At 42.7% G+C, this 23,873-nt stretch carries 20 protein-coding genes, 1 tRNA gene and 1 pseudogene; 16 read left to right on the top strand and 6 right to left on the bottom strand.

Translation table 11 applies throughout. The annotated features are described in order from the left end of the window. The first annotated feature begins 38 nt into the window (after window positions 1-38). The 4 genes from B2248_RS09290 to B2248_RS09275 all read left to right on the top strand — a co-directional run bounded on the left by B2248_RS09290 (window position 39) and on the right by B2248_RS09275 (window position 2,754). On the top strand, window positions 39-368 hold the full coding sequence (locus B2248_RS09290; RefSeq protein WP_273181151.1) for a DUF2845 domain-containing protein: 330 nt from the start codon (window positions 39-41) through the stop codon (window positions 366-368). A 75-nt stretch (window positions 369-443) separates the two neighbouring features. Continuing rightward, on the top strand, window positions 444-755 hold the full coding sequence (locus B2248_RS09285) for a PepSY domain-containing protein (protein ID WP_273181149.1): 312 nt from the start codon (window positions 444-446) through the stop codon (window positions 753-755). Beyond that, the gene (locus tag B2248_RS09280) at window positions 755-1,420 is read left to right on the top strand and encodes a response regulator transcription factor (RefSeq protein WP_007146305.1); all 666 of its coding nucleotides are present in this window, start codon (window positions 755-757) and stop codon (window positions 1,418-1,420) included. Before B2248_RS09285 ends, B2248_RS09280 begins: the two co-directional genes overlap by 1 nt. Continuing rightward, window positions 1,420-2,754, top strand: a complete 1,335-nt coding sequence (locus tag B2248_RS09275) for an ATP-binding protein (protein WP_273181147.1) — start codon at window positions 1,420-1,422, stop codon at window positions 2,752-2,754. The genes B2248_RS09280 and B2248_RS09275 overlap by 1 nt, the downstream gene beginning before the upstream one ends. Here B2248_RS09275 and B2248_RS09270 read toward each other — a convergent pair. Continuing rightward, window positions 2,751-3,077 (bottom strand): PepSY domain-containing protein, encoded by a 327-nt coding sequence (locus B2248_RS09270; RefSeq protein ID WP_007146303.1) that lies wholly within the window; start codon window positions 3,075-3,077, stop codon window positions 2,751-2,753. The genes B2248_RS09275 and B2248_RS09270 overlap by 4 nt on opposite strands. Window positions 3,078-3,193: 116 nt before the next feature. Between B2248_RS09270 and B2248_RS09265 the strand changes: the two genes are divergently transcribed. The 12 genes and pseudogenes from B2248_RS09265 (at window position 3,194) to B2248_RS09205 (ending at window position 18,979) form a co-directional block, all read left to right on the top strand. Further along, the gene (locus B2248_RS09265; RefSeq protein WP_273181145.1) at window positions 3,194-3,649 is read left to right on the top strand and encodes a MarR family winged helix-turn-helix transcriptional regulator; all 456 of its coding nucleotides are present in this window, start codon (window positions 3,194-3,196) and stop codon (window positions 3,647-3,649) included. Between the two features lie 100 nt (window positions 3,650-3,749). Further along, window positions 3,750-4,196 (top strand): YybH family protein, encoded by a 447-nt coding sequence (locus B2248_RS09260; protein ID WP_273181143.1) that lies wholly within the window; start codon window positions 3,750-3,752, stop codon window positions 4,194-4,196. A 216-nt stretch (window positions 4,197-4,412) separates the two neighbouring features. Continuing rightward, a complete protein-coding gene (gene nirB / locus B2248_RS09255) occupies window positions 4,413-6,845 on the top strand; it encodes a nitrite reductase large subunit NirB (protein ID WP_273181141.1) in 2,433 nt (810 codons plus the stop codon). 8 nt (window positions 6,846-6,853) lie between these two features. Further along, window positions 6,854-7,159 carry a nitrite reductase small subunit NirD gene (gene nirD / locus B2248_RS09250; RefSeq protein WP_273181140.1) on the top strand — a complete coding sequence of 102 codons (306 nt, stop codon included), beginning with the start codon at window positions 6,854-6,856 and terminating at the stop codon, window positions 7,157-7,159. 21 nt (window positions 7,160-7,180) lie between these two features. Further along, entirely contained in the window at window positions 7,181-9,835 is a 2,655-nt protein-coding gene (locus B2248_RS09245) for a nitrate reductase (RefSeq protein WP_273181138.1), read from the top strand. Between the two features lie 120 nt (window positions 9,836-9,955). After that, complete coding sequence (locus B2248_RS09240; RefSeq protein ID WP_273181136.1) at window positions 9,956-11,209, top strand: hypothetical protein; 1,254 nt, start codon at window positions 9,956-9,958, stop codon at window positions 11,207-11,209. A 356-nt stretch (window positions 11,210-11,565) separates the two neighbouring features. Next, window positions 11,566-12,429 (top strand): nitrate- and nitrite sensing domain-containing protein, encoded by an 864-nt coding sequence (locus B2248_RS09235; RefSeq protein WP_273181134.1) that lies wholly within the window; start codon window positions 11,566-11,568, stop codon window positions 12,427-12,429. 11 nt (window positions 12,430-12,440) lie between these two features. After that, complete coding sequence (locus B2248_RS09230; RefSeq protein ID WP_007146293.1) at window positions 12,441-13,049, top strand: ANTAR domain-containing response regulator; 609 nt, start codon at window positions 12,441-12,443, stop codon at window positions 13,047-13,049. 267 nt (window positions 13,050-13,316) lie between these two features. Next, complete coding sequence (locus B2248_RS09225; RefSeq protein WP_273181131.1) at window positions 13,317-14,555, top strand: EAL domain-containing protein; 1,239 nt, start codon at window positions 13,317-13,319, stop codon at window positions 14,553-14,555. Window positions 14,556-14,721: 166 nt separating this feature from the next. Continuing rightward, a pseudogene (locus tag B2248_RS14740) lies at window positions 14,722-16,195 on the top strand (NarK family nitrate/nitrite MFS transporter). A 13-nt stretch (window positions 16,196-16,208) separates the two neighbouring features. Beyond that, the gene (locus B2248_RS09210; protein WP_273181125.1) at window positions 16,209-17,936 is read left to right on the top strand and encodes a bifunctional protein-serine/threonine kinase/phosphatase; all 1,728 of its coding nucleotides are present in this window, start codon (window positions 16,209-16,211) and stop codon (window positions 17,934-17,936) included. A gap of 131 nt (window positions 17,937-18,067) precedes the next feature. Beyond that, the gene (locus B2248_RS09205; protein ID WP_040576582.1) at window positions 18,068-18,979 is read left to right on the top strand and encodes a GGDEF domain-containing protein; all 912 of its coding nucleotides are present in this window, start codon (window positions 18,068-18,070) and stop codon (window positions 18,977-18,979) included. Here the strand turns inward: B2248_RS09205 and B2248_RS09200 are convergent. The 5 genes from B2248_RS09200 to B2248_RS09180 all read right to left on the bottom strand — a co-directional run bounded on the left by B2248_RS09200 (window position 18,976) and on the right by B2248_RS09180 (window position 23,636). Further along, the gene (locus tag B2248_RS09200; protein ID WP_273181123.1) at window positions 18,976-19,971 is read right to left on the bottom strand and encodes a response regulator; all 996 of its coding nucleotides are present in this window, start codon (window positions 19,969-19,971) and stop codon (window positions 18,976-18,978) included. The genes B2248_RS09205 and B2248_RS09200 overlap by 4 nt on opposite strands. Next, on the bottom strand, window positions 19,968-22,106 hold the full coding sequence (locus B2248_RS09195; RefSeq protein WP_273181282.1) for a PAS domain-containing hybrid sensor histidine kinase/response regulator: 2,139 nt from the start codon (window positions 22,104-22,106) through the stop codon (window positions 19,968-19,970). Before B2248_RS09195 ends, B2248_RS09200 begins: the two co-directional genes overlap by 4 nt. A gap of 237 nt (window positions 22,107-22,343) precedes the next feature. After that, window positions 22,344-22,571: a PAS domain S-box protein gene (locus tag B2248_RS09190; protein WP_273181122.1), complete on the bottom strand. Its 228-nt coding sequence runs from the start codon at window positions 22,569-22,571 to the stop codon at window positions 22,344-22,346. After that, on the bottom strand, window positions 22,522-23,331 hold the full coding sequence (locus B2248_RS09185; RefSeq protein WP_273181120.1) for an MHYT domain-containing protein: 810 nt from the start codon (window positions 23,329-23,331) through the stop codon (window positions 22,522-22,524). Before B2248_RS09185 ends, B2248_RS09190 begins: the two co-directional genes overlap by 50 nt. Window positions 23,332-23,560: 229 nt before the next feature. Then, window positions 23,561-23,636, bottom strand: a tRNA-Thr gene (locus tag B2248_RS09180). Between the last annotated feature and the right edge of the window lie 237 nt (window positions 23,637-23,873).

Here is a 23,873-nt window from a genome sequence, read left to right as displayed (position 1 = left end):
TTCATGATATTGTCCTGAAAAAATGAACGGAGAGAGATATGCGTTTTTTTTACTTGGCTTCGATAGCCTTAGGTTTGAGTTTTACTGCTTTAGCTCATGCGGGAAGTAGTCAGTATTTAGATCATTATTCCTGTGGCAAAAGTGCCATAGAGGTAGGTATGGATGTTGACCAAATCATGCATGTTTGTGGCGAGAACTGGCAGCCCAGCAACGTGGTGAAGTCTGTCAGACCGGCTTTGAAAGTGGGTAAAGATGGTGAGCGCCTTCAGGATAATTTTGAAAAATGGATGTTTAAAACAATGAGTAAAGGCAGCACGCATGTTTTACTTAAAAACGGTAAAGTTATCCGAATTTTTACCACTCAATAAAACATCGTTATTCAGTTTGGTTTAAGTTTGAATTTCTACACTTAAGCTCACTTAGACATCTAAATAATGTATACGATGAAACGCACTCTATTCACATGCTTATCTATTTCAGTGAGCGCTCTGCTTGCGGTATCGCCAGCACAAGCTGATGAAAGTGCCAGTGTGGCCAGACAATTGCTGAAAGAGGGCAAGATTATGCCTCTTCAGGAAATTCTGACGAAGGCAAAAGTAATAAAACCCGGTCAGGTCATTGAAACAGATTTGGAAAAAGACGATGGCCGTTATATATACGAACTCGAGATTCTGGATGAACAAGGTCAAGTATGGGAGCTTGAGTTAGATGCTCAAACAGGTGAGTTTGTTGAGCTGGAAAATGAGGATAATTAATGCGGCTGTTATTGGTTGAAGATGATCCCTTATTAGGACCTAACCTTCAGCAAGCATTGAATAAAGCCGGATTTGCCACAGATTTATCTGCTGATGGTATTGATGGCGAAGCAATGGGCGAAATCGAGCCTTATGATCTGATTGTATTGGATCTAGGGTTACCGGGGAAACCGGGACTAGAAGTCTTAGAAAATTGGCGACGCAATGAAAATGCCGTGCCCGTAATTATTCTGACTGCACGTGATGCCTGGGAAGATAAAGTACTGGGCTTTAAAGCCGGTGCAGATGATTATCTTGCTAAACCTTTTCAAACTGAAGAACTCATCGTTCGGATTAATGCTGTTTTACGCCGATGCTCTGGGCAGCATCCTGGAGAGTTGAGTTATGAAGGTTTAGCTCTGGATGAAGCAGAGCAGACCGTGATATTGAAGACGGGTGAGAAGCATAGCCTGACAGGCACAGAATTTAAGCTGTTAAGATACTTTATGTTGCACCCCCAGCAGTTACTTTCTAAAACCACACTTACTGAGCATGTCTATCAACTGGATAGTGATAAAGACAGCAATGTGATGGAAGTCTATGTGAATCGCTTACGTCAGAAAATTGGGGCTGATTGGATAGTAACAAGGCGCGGCCAAGGTTATATTTTTGGTCAGCAAGACTAATGCGATCGGTTCGTAGCCGTTTATCCATTGGCTTAGCAATTTTTTTAGCTGTCTTGTTGATTGGACAATGGCTGTGGCTAACCTTCACCATTGATCGTTTAATCGAAAAGCAAGTTATCACCCGCCTGCAAGAAGAAACACAAACCTTAGTTGCTCATATCCATATTAATGCTGAAGGAGAGATCCTGCTGGATGATCGTCGTTTGAGCAGCAGCTATCAGCGGGCCTTCTCAGGTCTGTACTTTTCTATTCAAACACCACAACAACAACTCTTCTCACGCTCTTTATGGGACTTTGATTTATCTACACCGGCCTTAAATGTCGGTGAAAAAGCCACGCTTTATCTGGAAGGACCAGGACAGCAACCGTTGATGGCTGTGTCAGCGGGGTATCTGAAGCAGGGACAGCAGGTCACGATTACCGTAGCAGAAGATATTGCCTGGATGTTGGAGGATAAAACCCATTTTCAGTGGACATTTACTACCTTATCACTGTTAGGCGTTTTAGCTTTGCTGGGGCTACAGTTTTGGATTGTCAGACGTGCATTGAGACCACTGAATAAAGCTAAGAATGAATTAAAACTATTGGGGCAAGGCGATATTGAAAAAATTGATGAACAGGCACCTGATGAAATCCGGCCCTTACTGGTTGAACTCAATCGTTTAATGGCCAGTATGGTCACAAAAACACGCCGCTCCAGGCAATCGCTTGGTAATTTAGCGCATCGTCTTAAAACCCAATTGACCCTGTTAAACCAGATCGCCGACAGTGAGGAATTGAAAAACGATGCTGTGACTAAAGCAGCAATCTATCAGCAGACTCAGGAAATCAAGCAAATTATTGATCGTGAATTAAAACGTGCTCGTGTGTCGGGTTTAACATTGCCTGGAAGAGGTGTTGATATTCATGAATTAGTGGTAAGTCTGGCTGATACATTAAAACGTATCTATCAGGATAAACAACTGATTATTACCTGTCAGGTTGATAAACAACTGCGTTTTCATGGTGATCGAGAAGACTTGCTGGAACTGCTGGGAAATATCATGGATAACGCATGCAAATGGTGCCAAAGCCGGGTAGAACTAGAGATCAAGAATGAAAAGGGTATTGTTATTCGGGTGATGGATGATGGACCTGGATGTCATGATGATGACTTGTCAGCTTTGACTCAACGGGGTTTTCGGGCTGATGAATCAACGCCGGGAAGTGGTTTAGGTTTGGCAATTGTATTTGATATTGTTGAAAGTTATGACGGTACTATGCAGTTTGCTCAATCCCAGAAATGGGGAGGCCTGCAGGTGGATATCCACCTGCAGGCCTCAGTAGCTGATTAGAACCAGTCTTTAGTTGTTTTACGAACTTCACCGGTTTTGGCGTCAATTAGGACTTCCCATTCGCCACCATCAGCATCAACAATTTCAAACTCATAATCCCAGCCTTTATCAAAGGCACGGTCTTCCAGATCGGCATCTTCTACAATACCAGGTTTGGCTTCAAGCGCTTTAGCTTGTGCTTGTTCTAATGAAATTAAGCCAAAACCTTCAGAGATTTTTCTGATTTCACGCATGTCATCAGCATCTAAATCCGCATGAGCAACACCCATCTGCATCATCATTGTTGCCGCACCAATTAAGCCAATTGTTTTTACGTTTTTCATTTTGTGCTCCTTTTGTTGAGGTACGGGTCACATACTAGGTGGCGTAGCTTAAACGAAGCTGAATTTATTTAAGATAAAGGTTTACTAAAAATTAGGAAGCTAACTATAATGGGGGTATGCTTCAACTTAAAGACTTGCCAGATAAGGCAATATTAGAAAAATTTGCTTCGCGCTACCCAGAAGTCGATATCAATGCAGTGATGCAGTTTCTCCATCTTCTCGGGGTAGCCTCAGAGCTTTCTGTCGGCTTAGATAACTTTTTACGACGCTATGATTTACTCCAGGGACGCTGGTGGGTATTAATTTTATTGATGCGTGAAGATAGCTTTATATCTTCACCCTCAAAGTTGGCAGAACAATCTGGGGTCAGCCGGGCGACAATGACAGGCCTGTTAGATGGTTTAGCGCGAGAGGGACTGATACAGCGTATTGTTGATGAGAAAGATAAACGGCAAACACAAATCAAACTTACCAAGAAGGGTCAGCAAAAATTAGACGAAGTCATGCCTGATTATTATCAGCGTTTGGGACAATTGATGTCCGTGATTGATAAGAGCAAGGTCAGGTATTAATGGATGTGCTGGCAAAGTTAAAGCGAAATTTAACGATTTTTGATTGAACGTTAAATTAAGCCAAACAATAGATAACACTAAATTTAACCAGGAGTGAGTAATGAAAAAGTTTTTAGTTTTTATGTTCAGTATGTTTTCTGTGCAATTTTCTGTGATGGCTGAAGAGCTATCGGTAAAAAATCAGATAGATTTTGCTAATGCCCAATGGAACAAAGCGTTTAATGCTGGCGATGTCGATAGTTTGAAACAGTTATATAAAAATGATGCGACTTTATCACCGGGTAATGGCGCTATCTTAAAAGGTAAAGATGCTATCGCACAGTTATTTCAAAGTTTTGTTGATAACGGTGTGACCAATCATCAAATTGAAACAGATGCTATTTATTCAACTGACGATCAGATAACCCAAATTGGTTACTGGCACGCAGACGGAAAAAACAGCGATGGCGAGAAGATAAGTTTCGGCGGTGTTTTATCGTTGGTTCTGGTAAAAACTGAAGATGGTTCATGGTTAATTCAGTCACATATCTGGAATATGCAACCTTAAAAAAGCATAGCCACCGACAAAAAAAGCCCTTCACTGTGAAGGGCTTTTTTTTTGCATCGTATTTAAATGGTGCAAGGTTAATCATAATGGTGCATAAATAAGCATCTAAACTACTTATTAAAAAGCTTTTAATAAACTCTTTCTTTTAAATCAATAGTTTACTTTTTTGGCACAGTGTTTGCCAAAGTAAGCAGACAATGATTGACGGAGAGATCCATGAGAGAGAAGTTAGTTTTAATCGGTAATGGTATGGCAGGGGTGCGTACGCTGGAAGAGTTACTTAAACTCGCACCAGAGAAATATGACATTACTGTATTTGGTGAAGAACCCTACGGTAACTATAACCGTATTATGCTCTCACCTGTATTGGCTGGTGAGAAAACCATTGATGAGATCATGATTAATGATTTGCAGTGGTATCAAGATAACAACATCACCTTGTTATCAGGTAAAAAGGTGACCACCATAGATCGTCTAAACCGTGTGGTAATAGCGGATGATGGCACCAGCGAGAAATATGACCGTCTTTTACTGGCCACTGGCTCGCGTCCATTCATGTTGCCAATAGCTGGTGCAGATCTCCCCGGTGTCATCAGTTTTCGTGATATCGCTGATGTTGACACCATGCTGGAAACGGCAAAGACACATAAAAAAGCCGTGGTGATTGGTGGTGGATTGTTAGGACTGGAAGCCGCAAATGGTCTGATGATTCAGGGGATGGATGTCAGTGTTGTTCACATCAGTGATGTGTTGATGAATCAACAGTTAGACAAACCCGCGTCCGATCTGATGCTGGACGAACTGCGGGGGAAAGGACTGAAGTTTTTGATGGAACATCAAACGGAAGCCATTATCGGTCGTGACCGAGTTGAAAAACTGCGATTTAAGGATGGCTCTGAAATAGAAGCCGATCTGGTGGTTATGGCTGTGGGTATCCGACCCAATATTGAATTAGCCAGCTCAGCGGGTATTCACTGTGATCGTGGCATTGTGGTTGATGACACCATGCAAACCTTTGACCCACGTATTTATGCGGTCGGTGAATGTGTGCAGCATCGAAGCCAAACCTTCGGTCTGGTCGCGCCATTATTTGAACAGGCCAAAGTGTGTTCAAACCATTTGGCTCAAATGGGGATTGCCCGTTATATCAGTTCAGTTACATCAACCAAATTAAAGGTAACAGGCATCGATTTGTTTTCTGCCGGTGACTTTCTCGGTGATGACGATACTGAAGATCTGGTGTTTAAAGACGCTGCAAGAAAGGTCTATAAAAAGCTGGTGATTAAAGAAAACCAATTGGTCGGCGCCGTTCTCTATGGGGACACTGTAGATGGGGCCTGGTACTTCCAATTGATGCGTGATGGTACCGATATCTCAGATATTCGTGAAAACATGTTGTTTGGACAACATCACCTGGGAGATTCAGGGCATGGTCCATCGAATTCTGTTGACGGTTTAGCCGATGATGCCGAGATTTGTGGATGTAACGGCGTCTGCAAAGGCGATATTGTTCAGGCTATTTCAAAACATGGCCTGTTTACTCTGGATGAAGTCAAAGCACATACCAAGGCATCAGCCTCTTGTGGCTCATGTACAGGCTTAGTTGAACAGTTATTGGCTTCAACGCTTGGCAGTGATTTTAATGATACGCCGAGTAAAAAACCGCTTTGTGCCTGCACCGATTTATCCCATGCTGAAGTTAAGGCTGCCATTATTGAGAAATCACTGAAAACCATTCCTGATTTGATGTCAGCACTTGAGTGGAAAACAGCAGATGGCTGTCACTCCTGTCGTCCGGCACTGAATTATTACATGTTAAGCAGTTGGCCAAATGAGTATCAGGATGATCCTCAGTCACGTTTTATCAACGAACGTGTCCATGCCAATATTCAGAAAGACGGCACCTATTCAGTTGTACCCAGAATTTGGGGGGGCGTCACGAATCCTAGAGAGTTACGCGCCATTGCGGATATCTCTGAGAAGTACAACGTGCCCACCGTCAAAATAACTGGCGGTCAGCGAATAGATTTACTCGGAATCAAAAAAGAAGACTTACCTAAAATGTGGGCAGATCTGAGTGATGCAGGCTTTGTCTCTGGCCATGCCTATGGCAAATCGTTAAGAACAGTGAAAACCTGCGTCGGTTCTGAATGGTGTCGGTTTGGTACTCAAGACTCTACTGGCTTAGGTATCAAAGCGGAGAAAATGACCTGGGGAAGCTGGACACCTCATAAATTTAAGATTGCTGTTTCTGGCTGTCCAAGAAACTGTGCTGAAGCGACCATCAAAGATTTTGGTATTGTGTGTGTGGATTCAGGCTACGAACTGCATGTCGGTGGTAATGGTGGTATCAAAGTCCGTGCGACAGACTTTCTTACCAAAGTCGCGACTGAGGAAGAGGCACTGGAATATTGTGCCGCCTTTATGCAGCTGTATCGCGAAGAAGCCCATTATCTGGAACGTACTGCACCATGGATTGAACGCGTCGGTTTAAAACATGTGACTTCAGCCGTGGTTGACGATGAAATGAATCGTAAACGGTTGGCTGAGCGTTTCCATGATTCACAAAAAAATGCACAGGTAGATCCTTGGGCTGAACAAGCGGCCAAATATAAAGAAAACTATATTCCTATTAAACAAGTGGTGTAGAGGTAGATATGAGTTGGACTGAAGTTGGCCCTCTGGTCGATATTCCAAAAAAAGGATCACGCGTCTTGGTGACGGCGGAGGGCGATGTTGCCGTATTTCGCACCTCAACAGATCAGATATTCGCTTTGTTTGATCAGTGTCCTCATAAAAAAGGACCCTTATCTCAAGGACTTGTTTACGATAACCGTGTGGCTTGTCCTTTGCATAATTGGGTTATTGATATGAACAGTGGCGAAGCTACTGGACCGGATGAAGGCTGTACCCGTACATTTGAGACAAAAATCGAAAACGGTACCGTTTTTATTTCTCTGTAATCTGATAAAGAGTCTCTAATTTTGGCTGAACAACATACGACGACCACGAAAACGACTTGTCCATACTGCGGTGTTGGCTGCGGTGTGTTAGCAACCCCACTTCAGAATGGCACGGTACAAATTGAAGGCGATGAAACGCATCCTGCCAATCTGGGACGCCTGTGCTCAAAAGGTTCGGCGTTGGGGGAAACCGTGGATTTGGGGAATCGTCTGCTTCATCCCAAAGTGCATGGAAAACGGGCGTCGTGGGATGAGGCAATCATGTCAGTGGCGCGAGGATTTAGTGACATTATTGCTAAACACGGTCCTGAGTCGGTGGCGTTTTATGTGTCAGGCCAAGTATTGACGGAAGATTACTATACCGCCAATAAATTAATGAAAGGCTTTATTGGCGGTGCCAATATCGATACCAACTCGCGTTTGTGTATGTCATCGGCGGTGGCGGCTTATAAAAGGGCGTTTGGTAGTGATACGGTGCCGTGCAGTTATGAAGATATTGAACTTGCCGATCTGGTGATCCTGGCAGGCTCGAATCTGGCCTGGTGTCATCCAGTCATTTTTCAGCGGCTGAGACAGGCTAAAGAAGATCGGCCTGAGATGAAAATTGTGGTGATCGATCCACGCAAAACCTCAACCTGTGATATTGCCGATTTACATTTGTCGGTGAAACCAGGCACGGATGCAACCTTATTTAACGGTCTATTGCACTATCTGAAAAAAGAAGATTATCTGGATCTTGAGTTTCTGGAAGCACACACGGAAGGCTTTGCTGCTGCAATGACCGCAGCCAAAACATCAGCGGGGTCGATTCCTCAAGTAGCTACCGTGACCGAGTTGCAAGAGCAGGACATAGTGAAGTTCTATCAGCTCTTTGCTTCAACGGAAAAAGTCGTTACGGTTTATTCTCAGGGCATTAATCAATCCACCACGGGTACTGATAAATGTAACAGCATTATTAACTGCCATCTCGCTACCGGCCGGATTGGTAAACCAGGCATGGGGCCTTTTTCATTTACCGGTCAGCCTAATGCTATGGGCGGTCGGGAAGTGGGCGGTTTAAGTAACCAGCTAGCTGCACACATGGAAATCACCAATCCAGAACACCATGACCGGGTATCACGCTTCTGGAAGGCCGATAATTTAGCTACAGAAAATGGGGCCAAAGCCATTGATATGTTTAATGAGGTCGCCAGTGGCAAAATCAAAGCCATCTGGATCATGGCGACTAACCCCGTGGTCAGCTTACCTGATGCCGATAAGGTGAAAGCGGCACTGGAAAAATGTGAGCTGGTGGTGGTGTCTGAATGTGAACAATTTACCGATACCACCGAACTTGCTGATATTTTACTGCCGGCAGCAGCCTGGGGTGAAAAAGACGGTATGGTCACTAACTCTGAGCGTCGTATCAGTCATCAACGAGCTTTTTTACCTTTGCCTGGAGAAGCCAGACCTGACTGGTGGATTATTACTCAGGTGGCCAGAAAAATGGGATTTGAGGCCGCTTTCCCCTTTGAGAAACCGGCCGATGTCTTTAGAGAACATGCCCAACTGTCCGCGTTTGAAAATGACGGTGAACGCGACTTTAATATTGGTGGCTTGGCCGATATCAGTGATGAAGACTATGACAATCTGGTGCCAGTGCAATGGCCTGTCATGGCGAATACCGAGTTGGGTACTGCTCGCCTGTTTACCGACAAGCGGTTTTTTACACCGTCTGGTAAAGCCAGAATGGTCAGTGTTGAACCCAAGTTACCCTTTCATCAAACAACTGAGGCATATCCACTGGTATTAAATACTGGCCGTATTCGTGATCAGTGGCACACCATGACACGAACAGGCAGAGCAGTCAGATTGAATGCCCATATTCCTGAACCGATGGTTCAGATTCATCCATTGGATGCAGCGACTTTTGAGCTGGTAGATGGTGCCTTGGCTGAAGTCAGCAGTCAGTGGGGTGAGATGATTGTTCGGGTGGTGGTAACAGATGAGCAACGACCAGGCAGTATTTTTGTGCCGATTCACTGGAGCAGCCAATATGCCTCAATGGCCCGGGTCGATGCCTTGGTGGCCTCTGTATATGATCCCGTTTCTGGCCAGCCAGAGTCCAAACATACGCCGGTGACGATTCGGGCATACCAACCTGTCTGGCATGGTTTTATTTTGTCACGCCATCCCATCACCGTTAAAGATGCTAACTACTGGGTAAAAGTACGTGGCGCCCAGTTCTGGCGTTATGAAATTGCCGGGCAGCAATCATTAGATGATCCAGCTAAATGGGCCCAACAACACTTAGGTGAAGAGGGTGAATGGTTGGATTTCACTGATGCTAAAGCGGGTCGTTATCGCGCTGGACAAATAAAACGTAATCGTTTGGAGGGTGTTGTATTTATTGCTCCCAGTCATGACTTGCCAGCACGTTCCTGGTTATCACAATTATTTAGTTTAAACAGTCTTTCGGATGCTGAGCGATACAGCTTATTGGTTGGTCAGCCCAGTCAGGGACAAAAAGATGCCGGTCAAATTGTCTGCTCTTGCTTTGGGGTGGGGCAAAACACCCTGAATGAGGCGATTCAATCCGGTCATGTCAATTCTGTCGATGAGATTGGTCAGAAATTAAAAGCCGGGACGAATTGTGGTTCCTGTGTGCCCGAGCTGAAAAAATTACTTGCTCATTAATGGTGAGCAGCGTCGTCACTAGTAATAGAGGTCTATCTGCAACGAAGCAGTTTGATTTGTGTATTTGATGTTACAGCCCATTATTCATTGAAAAGCGGCTTATTTGCAGAGGAAAAAAGAATGCCAAGATTAAAAAAGCTAAACGTGATGTCATTACTCAGTTCAGGGTTTGTGAGTGTTGCTTTACTACCTGGCACAGTAATGGCCGATGACAGCTTTTATGATGCGTTAACTGGTGGAAAGGTGAGTTTTTCAGCCAGACTACGCTATGAGTCAGTGGAGCAGGATAATGCCCTAAAAGATGCTGATGCCGTAACTTTACGGACAACCTTAGGCTATAAAACCGGTGACTTTCATGGCTTTGGTGCCTTTATGGAACTGGAAGATGTGTCGGATTTGGGTGGCGATTATGAAGAGTACCCACAAACCGCAGTCAAGAAGTACTCCGTGATTGCTGATCCGAATGGCACTGAAGTGAATCAGGCTTACTTGAGTTATAACGGCTATGGCACTGAAGTCAAACTGGGCCGTCAGGAACTGACCTACCGTGATGCACCGTTTCATCGGTTTATCGGTAATGTGCTCTGGCGTCAAAATCATCAATCATTCGATGCTGTCAGTCTGAGTAATAGCTCAATTAAAGATCTTAAATTGAGCTATGCCTATATCAATAAAGTGAATACGATTTTTGGTGATGATCTCACCGCTGGCCTGATTGACGATGGCGTGATTGATATGGACAGTCACTTATTTAATGTTCAATACACAGGCTGGTCTTTGGGCAAATTAGAAGCGTATAGCTATTTACTTGATTATGAGGATGCTGCTGATAACAACGCTAACTCAACAGCGACTTATGGTTTGAGATTATCAGGTGCGAAGCCGGTTAATGAAAATTTAACGGCAGTCTATACCGCCGAGTATGCGACACAAGATGAATATGCTGATGGCAAAATGGATCCACAGGATTATTACTTATTGGAGTTGGGAGGTAAGTATCAAGGTTGGTTGGCAAAGCTATCATATGAAGTACAAGAAGGTGACGGCACCTACAGTTTTAAAACACCGCTGGGCACCAACCATGCTTTCCAGGGCTGGGCTGATGTGTTTCTGACCACACCCAATCAAGGGTTGAAAGACACCTATTTCACAGTGGTTGGCAATGTGGCTGGCGCCAAGCTGATCGCGGTCTATCACGACTTTGAAACAGATAAAGACAGCCTTGATGCCGGAAATGAATTCGATGTGATGCTGCAAAAAACCTTTATGCAACATTACACGCTGGGTATTTCCTATGCTGACTACAATGCAGATAAAGAGTTTGGCGGTGCTGATACCGATAAGTTCTGGCTATATGGACAGCTTAACTTCTAAATCATACTCCTCATTTAGCCGGGCACTGCCCGGCTTTTTTTTATCTGTTAAATCTGCACCACAATTGTTCAATAGCCATCCCCATAACACCATTTTGAAGCAGACGAAAAGTATCTTCATAGTTTAAGTTGCTGTATTTAAATAAATATTTTTTTGGCATAGCTTATGCAAAATTGAAGAGTGTCGTCCACACTGCAAGGAGCATGTCATGGGATATTTCGTTGACTTAATGATGGTAGTAAAAGAATTAGTGAAATTAATTTTTATGGTAATGATTTCGCCTCTAGGGATTATGGCTGGCTATTTAGCGACCTGGGAATGACTCAGTTCTGAGCTAATTTCACTGGAGAACAAAGATGTATCCATTGATCATTGGTGGTGTAGTTGCCACTTGCATGCTTTTGATTATTTATAATCTGATATCTGAGCGTCATCAGCTCAAACTGAGAATAAAACAAGGCATATTACTGACCAGCTATTTACGGTCGGTGGTTGACCATTGCCAAAAACATCGTGGCACAAGCAATGCGGTCGTAAGTGGGAATAATAAGTTATTACCACAAATGATTCAGCTACAGAATGATATCGACAATCTGATTGACAGTGAGATGAGTCAACCTCTATCAGATTTTCCTCAATGGCAATCTTTTATAGAGCACTGGCCTCGGCTAAAACAACATGCTCTGGCCAAAGATCTTTCTCCACAAAATATCGTTAGACAACATAGCCTGATGATAGATGGCCAACTAATGCTATTAGATGATGTGATGAGAGCATATGACTTACATCACTTGATGCTGGATTCCTGCACACGCGTTTCAGAAATTTGTATTGATACCCTTCGTGTTGCAGAAACGCTCGGATATACACGAGCTATAGGTTCGGGTGTTTGTGCCAGAGGGTCGTGTCTGGCCGCAGATAGAATTCTGCTTGAGTTTTTACGTATTTCAGTAAAAACCACCTCAGAAAGGTTACTGTCTGAAGTCAAATTAATTAACAACAATGATTTGAATTCTTCGTTGGAAACTTCCTCTAAAGCGGTTCGTCAGCAAATTGATGCCTTATTGAACATGGTTGATAAACGTGTGCTTCAACGGGGTCAGTTGAAGCTTGATAGTCATGAATATTTTAATCTTTCCACACGGGCTATTGATGAAGTGCTGAATATTTTCAGTATCGTTATTCAATATGCCTCCCAAAATCACACACGAATGATATGAGCAATGCTGCTATGAAAACAGTCACTAAAACGATTAACACGGTTGTTATCAGTGAATTTACGGAGTTTATGAATACGCTGCAAAAGGTGTTTGAAAATACCGACTATAACGTCATTTTCGAAGCCACTAATTTACAGCAATTACTTAATCTGAAATGGACCATTGAGCCCGACTTGATTATTGCCATTATGAATACCAGTGATAGTCAGCTATTAAGTAAATTTAAGATAATTAATGAACGCTTTCCATTACCGATTGTGATCTTCACGCATGATGACCGAGATGAAGCCATTGAAGAGGCAATTGAGGCCGGTGTCAGTGCATATATCGTCGATGGTTTTCATGAGAACCGGATTCATGCGATTCTCCGTACTGCCATAGCCCGGTTTAAACAAGTACAGAGTATGCAAAAACAGCTGAAAGATTTAAAAACGTCTTTAGCTGACAGGAAAATTATTGATAGAGCTAAAGGACTTATTATGGAGCAACGGAAGTGCACGGAAAATGAAGCTTACAGCCTGATGCGAACGTCGGCCATGAATCAGAACATGCGACTCGGCCAACTTGCTCAAAATATTCTGGCTGCAGCTAATTTACTTGAACCACAAAAAAATATTTAATAATTAACAATATAAACAAAGTATGAAGCCACTTTCACAGAAGTGGCTTCTTATTTTCTACGAAAGATAGTGTCCTGAACAACATCCAGCTCAATCCCAATATTGTTGGCTCAAATCCTGCTTGTACTATTTGCCCTGTAGTAGCTGAAGGTGTCTTTGAGATGTTTGATTTTAACTATTGTGGTAATTAATAAACGGACGCATTAAGATTTAAGGTAAATAATGTTAAAACAACATTGCCCACAGATATCAAAGGTACGAGTAGGGATGACTGAACTGTCACTGAATGAACACCATTATGAAACAACATATAAGTCATTCTGCCTGACATCGGTTTTCCAACCCATTTTCAGTATCGCTCACCGAAAAGCGGTTGGGTATGAAGGTTTATTACGTGCTAATGATATTGATGGGAGAGCGGTATCGCCGGTTGAGATTATGTCTCAGCCAACCAGTCAGCGTGAACATCTGGAGTTAGACCGGACCTGTCGTTTTCTCCATGCCTCTAACTTTGCTCATCAGCCTGATAATAATGCCTGGTTATTTCTCAACCTCAATTCTCAGTGTCTTGTCGCTGAGCGTCCTGATGCCGGGTTTATGCATGAATTGATGCAGCAAACCAAACTGCCTGCCAGACGTATTGTGATTGAAATTTTAGAAAGCGAAATTGATGACCGTGAGTACCTTTTGGAACTCATTCAACATTTTCGCCGCTTGGGATGTTTGATTGCGATTGATGATTTTGGGGCTGGTCATTCTAATTTTGATCGCATTTGGAATCTACAGCCTGATATTGTGAAGATTGATCGTAGCTTGGTTAAGAAAGCTGGCCAGTCGATGAAGGTGGAAAGAATTCTCACCGGTATCGTGTCACTCATACACGAAGCGGGTAGTTTAGTTGTTATTGAAGGTGTTGAATCCGAAAAAGAAGCTTTAGTCGCTATTTCCAGTAATGCCGATATGATCCAGGGGTTTTATTTTGCTACACCTGAATCTGATTTGCAGCAGGACGTAGATTTTGGTGAAGCGATGGATCAACTTTTACAGCAACATCAGAATGTCCGTAGTCAATATAATCGTAAGCTTCAACAACATTTCCGAGCTTTCCAATTAGTTTTTGAGAAAGAGGTCAGTGCGTTTAAGCATGGACGTGCTTTTGAAGCATGTGGGAGCGAACTGTTTGACGATGAGCGGGCTGTACGTTGTTATTTACTTGACGAATCAGGTTATCAGATAGGTCGGAGCCTGTATTCAAACAAATACACTGCAAAACTGGATATCCGCTTTTCGCCATTACTTTCCGGAGATAATGCGAATTGGTCACACAGACATTATCACTTCAGGGCGATACAAAATCCGGATACAACACAAATTAGTCGTCCATACCTGTCTGTTGCCGGCTCTCATATGTGTATTACTGTGTCGCAGGCTGTAGAAGTTAATGGAAAGATGTTTGTGTTCTGTTGTGACCTTGATTGGCCTGATGAAGATCTTGCCATAGACTGACTTTAGTGCACTAGTAGCGTGCAAGATGCACCATTTTAGCTTTAATATGTATTTAGTATGCCCATTTAAATATTAAAATATTATATAAATCAATTTGTTATAGATTGGCATGATTCCCGCTATTCGAACATAACCATTCTGGTATGTTTAAAAGAGAGCTGAATTAATGTCTAATAACAAACTCAATTTATTATCTTTTAAAGATAATATCCGTACCCTTCATTTAACCTGGATAGCCTTTTTTATCAGTTTTGTGGTGTGGTTTAATCACGCCCCTTTATTAATGGCTATTCGCGATACCTTAGGTCTCGATAGCCAGCAAATAAAAACTTTACTGATACTGAATGTGGCATTAACCATTCCTGCACGAATTGTTATCGGTATGCTGGTGGATAAATATGGTCCTAAGATCATGTATTCACTGTTGCTCGGTATTTCCAGCGTTATCTGTTTTTTCTTCGCGGTGGCAGATAGTTTTGAGCAATTAGCACTTGCCCGTTTTATGTTGGGTTTTGTTGGTGCTGGCTTTGTTATCGGTATTCGTATGATTTCCGAGTGGTTCCCAGCAAAGCAAGTCGGTTTAGCTGAAGGTATTTATGGTGGCTGGGGTAATTTTGGTTCGGCAGCGGCGGCGATGTCATTACCCACGATTGCCTTGATGTTTGGGGGGGAGGATGGCTGGCGTTATGCCATTGGTCTGACTGGCGCTATTGCACTTGTGTATGCCTTCATTTACTACAATAGTGTTTCTGATACGCCACAAGGCTCTAGGCTCTACTTACTTTAAACCAAAAAAATCCGGTGCAATGGAAGTGACCAGCAAAGGTGACTTCTTTCTTTATATCGTGATGAATATTCCCATGTATGCAGCTCTAGCTTTATTAGCATGGAAGTTATCACCCAGTGGTGTTAGCTTGCTGTCAATGAATGTGAGTTATGCGATTTATGTCGGTCTGGTTGTTTTATTTTTCTATCAGGTTTACCACATTTATCAAGTAAACAAAGAGGTGTTTATAAAAGAAACCCCTGAAATTCACCGTTACAAATTTAAACAAGTCGCTGTGTTGGATTTAGCTTACTTAGCTACGTTTGGATCTGAATTAGCGGTGGTATCCATGTTGCCGTTATTTTTCAGTGAAACGTTTGATATCAGTGCTGTACAAGCCGGGTTGCTGGCATCAGGATTTGCTTTTATGAATCTGGTCTCAAGGCCTATTGGTGGTTTATTCAGTGATCGTTTAGGTAGAAAGAGAACATTGACAATTTGCATCAGTGGACTGGCGGTAGGGTATTTTGTGATGGGGATGATCACACCTGAATGGTTCATTGTGCTGGCCGTGTTGGCGACTATGGCATGCTCATTCTTTGTGCAAGCAGGTGAAGGGGCTGTTTTTGCAGTCGTACCTCTGGTGCAACGTCGCTTAACTGGCCAAGTGGCAGGTATGGCCGGTGCCTATGGTAATGTGGGCGCTGTGACTTTCTTAACAATCTTGTCTTTGGTTTCTGCACAGACCTTCTTTTTTGTTATCTGCGGAACGGCTATCGTTACCCTGATTGCGGTACAGTTTATGGATGAGCCTCGCGGGCAGATGGCAGAAGTGCTGTCTGATGGCACAGTACAAATGATAGACGTTCATTAATTGAAGGATCGTTATGGTCGCGAGATTGAAAGTCTCGGTTGGGCAGTATTCCAGCCGGGGCGTTAAAGCTGATAATCAGGATGCAGTGGGGTTTTATATCCCTGCCAATCTCGCTCTGTTAGAAACAAAAGGTATCGCTTGTGCCATTGCTGATGGCTTGAGTTCAAGTAACGAAGGCAAACAAGCCAGTCAGGCCTGTGTGACCGGGTTTATGAGTGACTACTTTAGTACACCCGACTCCTGGTCTGTTAAACAATCTGGAAGCAAAGTACTGACAGCGATTAACACCTGGTTACACGGCCAAAGCCATCAGTTCCAACAGGCTGGCCGTGGCATGGCTTCAACCTTTAGTGCGGTTGTTGTGAAGTCAACAACCGCACATATTTTTCATGTAGGTGATTCGAGAATCTATTTGTTGCGTGATGGGGAGCTTGAGCCTATCACCACCGATCACCGTATACGTATTGATGTTAATAAAGAATATCTAGGGCGTGCTTTTGGCGTTGATTACTGTTTGGACATTGATTACAAGTCTTTCGCTGTTCAGGAAAACGATGTTTTTTTATTAACCACTGATGGCGTGCATGATGTTTTGCCAGACAAAGTACTGAAACAATTTTTGTTGGCAGGTGCTGGAGCTGAGCCAGAGCAATATGCACAACAAATTTGTGATGAAGCATTATCGGCGGGTAGTAAGGACAATATAAGCTGTCAGATTCTCACTATTGAGCAATTACCAACACAAGATCCTGATGAAGTCTTTGCTCAATTAACCGCTTTGCCATTTCCGCCGGACTTGTATGAAGGCGTGATTATTGATGGTTACCGAATTAGTCGTGAATTACATGCAAGTTCGACCAGCCAACTGTATTTAGCCGTTGATACTGAAAGCGGTGATAAGGTGGTGATCAAGACACCATCGGTAAATTTTGAAGATGATCCCGCCTATCTGGAAAGATTCTTATTAGAAGAGTGGGTGGGGCGAAGAATCAACAACGCTCATGTGGTAAGAACCATTGAACAAAAGCGGCCACGGCGGTTTCTCTATTACATCATGGAGTATGTGGATGGCAAAACGCTTGAACAGTGGCTGAATGATGTCGGTCGCCTGGATTTAAAAACAGTACGGGAAATTGTGCCTCAACTTGTGTCTGCGATCAGAGCCTTTCATCGGCTGGATATGCTGCATCAGGACTTAAAGCCCGGCAATATTATGATTTCCAGAGATGGCGTAGTTAAACTTATCGATTTCGGTTCGACTAAGATTGCCGGTATCGCTGATATCTCAACACCGGTGGAGCGTAGCGAGTTATTGGGTACAAAACATTACACTGCACCAGAGTATTTATTAGGTCGTGCTGGACAGGCGGCGTCTGATCAGTTTTCTCTCGCTTGTATTGTTTATGAAATGTTAACGGGCCAACTTCCCTATGCGGAAAAACTGGCGAAGGTGCGTGCCAGACAAGATCTTCATCGTATTGAATATCAATCCATCAACACATTAATTCACGATATTCCTAGCTGGGTAGATAAAACTCTTCAGAAAGCATTACAGCTTTATCCTGAGCGACGATACCAGGCATTATCTGAATTTGCGACTGATTTGATCAAGCCGAATCCGGCGTATTTGCGTGATGAAAAATTACCGCTGATGTACCGTTATCCGGTTAAATTCTGGCAAATATGTTCTTTGATTTTACTTCTGCTCAACTGCCTGTGTTTATATTTCTTGCTGAAATAATCTGGCACAGCTGCTTTTCACTATGAGCCAATCAATATAATAATTCGCTCATCCAAATCATGATCGTTCATATATTTACAGTATAGCCGCACAAAGAGTATGGTTGTTTATGATGATAGTGACTTTAAATCATGATTGAGACAAAAATGGAACTGAACTCGCAGTTAAAAGAAAAGAATCCAACGGATTTACTCAGTCTGGAGCAAATTGATTCTGCGTGGCCCCTGCTGGATGTTTTACCTTTCCCTGTTACCGTTATTGATATTAACTACATGGTGGTGCGTGCGAATCAAGAAGCTGTTCATGAGTACAGTCATATTGATCAGCCTTGCTACAAAATGAGCCATGGTTATGACAGTCCTTGCAATGAAAATGGTGAAACTTGTCCAAAACTTGATGCTCAGACCCTGAAAACAACGATCAGTCATTTACACATTCATCAAACGAACAGCGGACCACAGAAATTTAAAGTGATGGCTATGCCAATGGATAATGGCGGAGCAATGGAAATGCATATTCCGCTAGATGATGTAACCTCACTCGATGGGGTGACCGGGCTGACAAATCGGGCGGAAGGTGAGCAGGGGGCACGTCGTTTAGTCGCCTTGATGCAGCGTTTGGGAACTCCCTATAGCGTCATCATGCTGGATTTAGACTATTTCAAGAAGATTAATGACCAACATGGTCACCACGTCGGAGATATCGTTTTAAGACGTACTGCTGAAGTCATGGCCGAAAGTATTCGTGCTTCGGATATTCTTGTGCGCTGGGGTGGTGAAGAATTTCTTATGATTTTGTCAGGAGCCCAATCAGAGCACGCTGCCAAGTTCACAAAAACATTATTAGACGCGATTCGTCATATTCGTATTGAGTTACGTGACGAGACACTTTCTGTTTCGGCCAGTGCGGGTATTCGTGCCGTCTCATCTGAGGAGCTATCACACACGAATTTCGATTCTGCTTTAAAACATGCCGACCTGATGCTCTATGCCGCTAAAAATGCTGGAAGAGATCAGTTTATGAGCTATGAATCTATGTCCTAACTTTCAGAAAATGCTAGTTTCACTCTCAGAATTTCAGGGAGGTGTTCAATTAAGATGGGGGGCAAAGCCGGATCAATGTGTTTGCCACTCTGTTCATTAATGAATTCTATGGCCTCCTCAACTGGCCAGGCTTCCTTATATGGTCTGGCGCTGGTTAGAGCATCAAAAATATCTGCTATGGCAACGATTCGACCTGCGAGGGGAATTTCGTCACCTTTTAATCCATTTGGATAACCCGTACCATCCCATTTCTCGTGATGGGTAAGGGCAACAGTATGAGCTAATTGAATCAATCGCGATTTTGAGTTTGCTAAGATCTCGGCCCCGATTAATGTATGTGTTTTCATTTCTGAAAATTCTTCTGACGTTAACTTACCTGGTTTTAATAAGATTTTGTCAGCAATACCAATTTTTCCAATGTCATGCATGGGAGCAGCCATCATGAGTTCGTTTGCCGTGCTTTCATCAAACCCGTAACCCAGCGCAATAATTTTTGCATAGCGACTCATTCGCTGAACATGCAGGCCAGTCTCGTTATCTTTGTATTCTGCAGCTCTACCCAGACGTTCAATCAGATCGATATGGGTGGCACGAAGCTCATCTGCTTTGACGAGAGAAATATGTGTTTTCACTCTGGCTAAGACCGTGGAGGGCACGATGGGTTTGATGATGTAATCTACAGCACCAATGTCAAAGCCTCGCGCTTCATCGTCCGGATCTTGTAAAGCTGTTACAAAGATAATCGGTATGTGTGAGGTGTCTGGTCTAGCTTTTAATTGCTGGCAAACTTCTAAGCCTGTTATTTCTGGCATCATGATATCGAGCAAGATCAAATCTGGCATTTCCTTAGCAATCAATGCCAGTGCATCTTTCCCTGAGCGGGCGAACGATAGAGCATAGTCGTGTTGCAGAACCTGACGTAGTACTCTCAAGTTCGTTGGCTCATCATCGACAATAAGAATTCGAGGCTGATATTTCTTTATGGTAGTCATGCATTCATCTTCGTTATATGTTGCTTGATAGCGGATAAGTGTTTTTGGGCGACCAAAAAGTCAAAGTCGAGCACAGACTTTTTAATGTCTAGAGCAAGTCGATGTAAGTCGGCTTCAACCCCATTTACCAGCTCATCTACTTTATCTTCGTTAAGCTCTCCATGCTCGCTAAGCTCGATAAGTTCGTCGACGAGAGCCAATACACTGTCATGACCAAGGAGGACTGGTGATGTTAATGTTGTATCACTGTCTGAGTCAGCCAGTGAGGCTTTTATCCGTTTTTCCTCTTTTGATAACGTGGAAAACGCCTTGTCGAGCTTAGCAATCTCCGCCGCTATTTCGACTTTATTTTCATTATTTGACTTATTTTCTATCAAAGAAGTTGATTGATGGATTTTCATAAGGCCCAGGTTTCCTGACACACCTTTGAGCTTATGTGCCAGCTTTTTCAGTTCACTGTAATTCGATGTTTCATTCAACTCTGCTAACTGTTTGCTGACATCGCTATATTCTTTTATAAAACGTGCTAATTCAGCTAAATAAACAGAGTAGCTGCCCCATAAGGTTAATGCTTTATCAGTACTAATCTGTGTGAACTTATTTTCATCGATATGATGTTTTTCAGGAGCTATTGAGATGAAGTCTGGCTCAATACCGAGAACTCGTGCCATTTCAGCAGTGAGCAGCTGAATATCAATAGGTTTATGGGAAAAGCCATTCATGCCGGCATTAGCCGCTTGAAGACGATCTTCAGATAATACACTTGCGGTTAAAGCCACTACAGGTATCGGTTGAAGTCGCTGAGCTGACTCATATTCGCGAATTTTTCTGGTAGCTGTAAATCCATCCATCACTGGCATTTGTAAATCCATCAGAATAATGTCAGGTTTATTTGTGATGTATTGATGAAATGCATCTTCACCATTTACAGCAGTAATAACAGTATGATTTTGTCGCTCAAGTAAAAGTGATAGTAAAGTCAAATTTTGAGAGATATCATCAGCAATTAAGACTGTTTTGGGTGGAATCGAGAGCGATTGATTCTCTAATGTCGTATCAATGATGTCATCAGTCTTTTGCAGCGGTAGATCAAAGAAAAATGTACTACCAATACCCGCCTCGCTGCTGGCATTTAATTCTCCTCCCATTAAATCTACTAACTGTTTGGAAATTGTCGTACCGAGTCCGGTTCCACCAAAGCGACGGCTCATTGAAGCATCGGCCTGAGCGAAGGGTTCGAAAATCGTATTCAGTATGGCTTCATCCATCCCAATACCAGTGTCTTCAACGGTAAAACGAAGAGTGGACTCAGCAATAGGGAATACCGAGACAGTGACACCACCATTTTCAGTAAACTTAACGGCATTACCGATAATGTTGTATAGCACTTGCCTAATTCTGTTTTCATCTCCCAAATACGTGGTATGAATATCGTCAGGTATGCTGCAGTTAAGGTATAGGTTCTTATTTTTTGCTTGAAGCCATAATGTTGAAATGACCGAATCAATCAGCCTGGTTAAATCGAATGTGGATTCTTCGAGTTCGAGTTTATTCTTTTCTAGTTTGGCACTGTCTAGAATATCATTTAATAAGTGAAGCAATGAGCGCGCTGACTGGCTGATTGTCTGCAGATGCTTTTTATTGTTGTCATTGATATCTTTGGCATCAAGAAGCAGATCTGAAAAACCGATGATGGCGTTCATTGGCGTTCTTATTTCATGACTCATATTAGCCATGAATCTGGCTTTACTCTCTGCTGAAAGTTCAGCTCTCTCTTTAGCCTGACGAAGGTCATCTTCCATCGCTACGCGCTGGGTAATGTCAAGTATTAGCCCATCTATCCATACCGGATTGTTGTTCTCATAAATGATAGAGCCTTTTTCAAATACCCAGATATAGTGACCATCTTTGTGTTTCCAGCGAAACTCAACTGAGTAGCTGGTTTTACTTTCAAGTGCAGACTGAACAACATCATTGGTCAAAGCGACATCATCATGGTGAATGAGTTCTGAGAGGTGAATTCGCTTTTCATAAAAGTCTTTAGCTGTCCATCCACTGATATCAAAAATAGCATCGCTAACAAAAATGACTGACCAGTATTCATCCAGCAAACAACGAAAACTGGCGCCAGGAATATTTCTAATTAATGAGCTATATTGCTCTTCGCTCTTACGCAGCTTTTCTTCAATTTCCCATCGTTGAGAAATATCGGTAGCAAAACCAACAAACAGAGAGCCAACATCTTGAACTTCAACACGACCAACGCCTAGTCGGATTGGAAATGTATGACCATCCTTATGTTTAGCAAAGACTTCTCTCGCTTGGCCAGTAAGTTGAGTTTTCCCCGTGTTATGAAAATTGGATAAATACTCCTAGTATTCATGTTTAGCATCATCAGGTACTAGAACAAAGAAAGGTCTGCCGATAATTTCTGTATTTTTCCAGCCAAAGATAGCTGACGCTGAGGGATTAAAGTCTTGGATGGTACCTTTTTCATCTATAGTGATGATACCGTCAACTGCTGTTTCAAGTGTTGTTTTCAGGCGTAGCTCACTGATTTTTTTCTGTAAGTAACTGACGGTATCTGAGCTGAGAGGCAATAGTGATTGCTAAAGCGATAAGCAATAATGTGATAGAGGTAATCACATAAGACAGTTGAACATGATCTTCGGTGATACGATGCGGCATCAGAGTATCATCGCTCATAATAAATCGTGCTGCTGCCATGCCTGTGTAGTGCACTCCTGAAATGGCAAGGCCCATAACCAGGGCACTTATTATGTTGATAAGATGAACAGAGTGCTGTTTCCAAAATTTTGTAAGATAATGATGAGCAGATAGCGCGATAAAAGCTAAGACAACAGCAACAATAATTGATGCAAAGAACCAACTTGGCACATAACGTAGATCAGCATCCATTTCCATGGCTTCCATTCCGACGTAATGCATCATTCCGATACCTGCACCTACTGACAAACTACTGATAATCAGTTGCCACAAGGTCATTGCAGGATTGACTAGCATTCTCAGAGTGATATATGAGGCAATCAAACTTGGTAGAATTGAGATAAGTGTTAGAGGAATATTGTATGTCGTTTGTTCAGACATCTCATAAGCTAACATACCAACAAAGTGCATACTCCAGACGCCCCCAGCAAAAATGCTGGCACCAGCGATAATGGCAATATGACGGTGGTGATTGTTTTGTATCACTTTTGTCATTGAAGCAAAATGTAAGGCTACGAAAGACGCTGTTGTTGCCAAAATGATTGAAAGTATGACGAGAAATAAGTCATATGAACCAACAATGAGTGATTGCTGTGGCGCTGATGTAACAAAGAAATTATCAAGGCTGTACATTAAGAACCTATTCAAGTCAGTTTTTTTATAAATATTTAAGTTAGCTGCTTCCAGATAACACATTTATTTAGCGGTACTTGAAATGGTTAATTTAGAAAAACTTTGAGATCGAGTTCACCATATGAAAAATAGTGGGGGATATCGGGGGGCTTAGAATACGACGGGAGCGCTTTATAGTTATTCTAGGCAAAAAAAAGCCTCGCTAAGATAGCGAGGCTTTTTTTTATTCTGGAGCCGGAGATAGGACTTGAACCTACGACCCGCTGATTACAAATCAGCTGCTCTACCAACTGAGCTACACCGGCAATGAAGAAGCGCATTATACGGAGGCATTTTCGAGCTTGCAAGCCAAAATCGAGATTAATTTTGAGTTTTCATGCAAGTCATTGTTTCAAAATGATGAAAATTTTTTAATAAAAAGTTGGATGCTGTGACAAACGCGACATAGATAAACGTTACGTTATTTATCGGCTATTTATTTGAAGTTTGGGGGGAAGGTGGGGTGAGTGATGGGGCTCGAACCCACGACAACCGGAATCACA

This window comes from Methylophaga sp. UBA2012 (assembly GCF_002335235.1).
In the GTDB taxonomy this organism is placed as follows: Bacteria; Pseudomonadota; Gammaproteobacteria; order Nitrosococcales; family Methylophagaceae; genus Methylophaga; species Methylophaga thalassica.
This window is presented reverse-complemented; position numbering and strand designations above follow the sequence as displayed.

Bases quoted from the DNA above. Each gene is read 5' to 3' on its own strand.
- B2248_RS09290 (WP_273181151.1), top strand. From the start codon at position 39: ATGCGTTTTTTTTACTTGGCTTCGATAGCCTTAGGTTTGAGTTTTACT.
- B2248_RS09285 (WP_273181149.1), top strand. From the start codon at position 444: ATGAAACGCACTCTATTCACATGCTTATCTATTTCAGTGAGCGCTCTG.
- B2248_RS09280 (WP_007146305.1), top strand. From the start codon at position 755: ATGCGGCTGTTATTGGTTGAAGATGATCCCTTATTAGGACCTAACCTT.
- B2248_RS09275 (WP_273181147.1), top strand. From the start codon at position 1,420: ATGCGATCGGTTCGTAGCCGTTTATCCATTGGCTTAGCAATTTTTTTA.
- B2248_RS09270 (WP_007146303.1), bottom strand. From the start codon at position 3,077: ATGAAAAACGTAAAAACAATTGGCTTAATTGGTGCGGCAACAATGATG.
- B2248_RS09265 (WP_273181145.1), top strand. From the start codon at position 3,194: ATGCTTCAACTTAAAGACTTGCCAGATAAGGCAATATTAGAAAAATTT.
- B2248_RS09260 (WP_273181143.1), top strand. From the start codon at position 3,750: ATGAAAAAGTTTTTAGTTTTTATGTTCAGTATGTTTTCTGTGCAATTT.
- nirB (WP_273181141.1), top strand. From the start codon at position 4,413: ATGAGAGAGAAGTTAGTTTTAATCGGTAATGGTATGGCAGGGGTGCGT.
- nirD (WP_273181140.1), top strand. From the start codon at position 6,854: ATGAGTTGGACTGAAGTTGGCCCTCTGGTCGATATTCCAAAAAAAGGA.
- B2248_RS09240 (WP_273181136.1), top strand. From the start codon at position 9,956: ATGCCAAGATTAAAAAAGCTAAACGTGATGTCATTACTCAGTTCAGGG.
- B2248_RS09235 (WP_273181134.1), top strand. From the start codon at position 11,566: ATGTATCCATTGATCATTGGTGGTGTAGTTGCCACTTGCATGCTTTTG.
- B2248_RS09230 (WP_007146293.1), top strand. From the start codon at position 12,441: ATGAAAACAGTCACTAAAACGATTAACACGGTTGTTATCAGTGAATTT.
- B2248_RS09225 (WP_273181131.1), top strand. From the start codon at position 13,317: ATGACTGAACTGTCACTGAATGAACACCATTATGAAACAACATATAAG.
- B2248_RS09210 (WP_273181125.1), top strand. From the start codon at position 16,209: ATGGTCGCGAGATTGAAAGTCTCGGTTGGGCAGTATTCCAGCCGGGGC.
- B2248_RS09205 (WP_040576582.1), top strand. From the start codon at position 18,068: ATGATTGAGACAAAAATGGAACTGAACTCGCAGTTAAAAGAAAAGAAT.
- B2248_RS09200 (WP_273181123.1), bottom strand. From the start codon at position 19,971: ATGACTACCATAAAGAAATATCAGCCTCGAATTCTTATTGTCGATGAT.
- B2248_RS09185 (WP_273181120.1), bottom strand. From the start codon at position 23,331: ATGTACAGCCTTGATAATTTCTTTGTTACATCAGCGCCACAGCAATCA.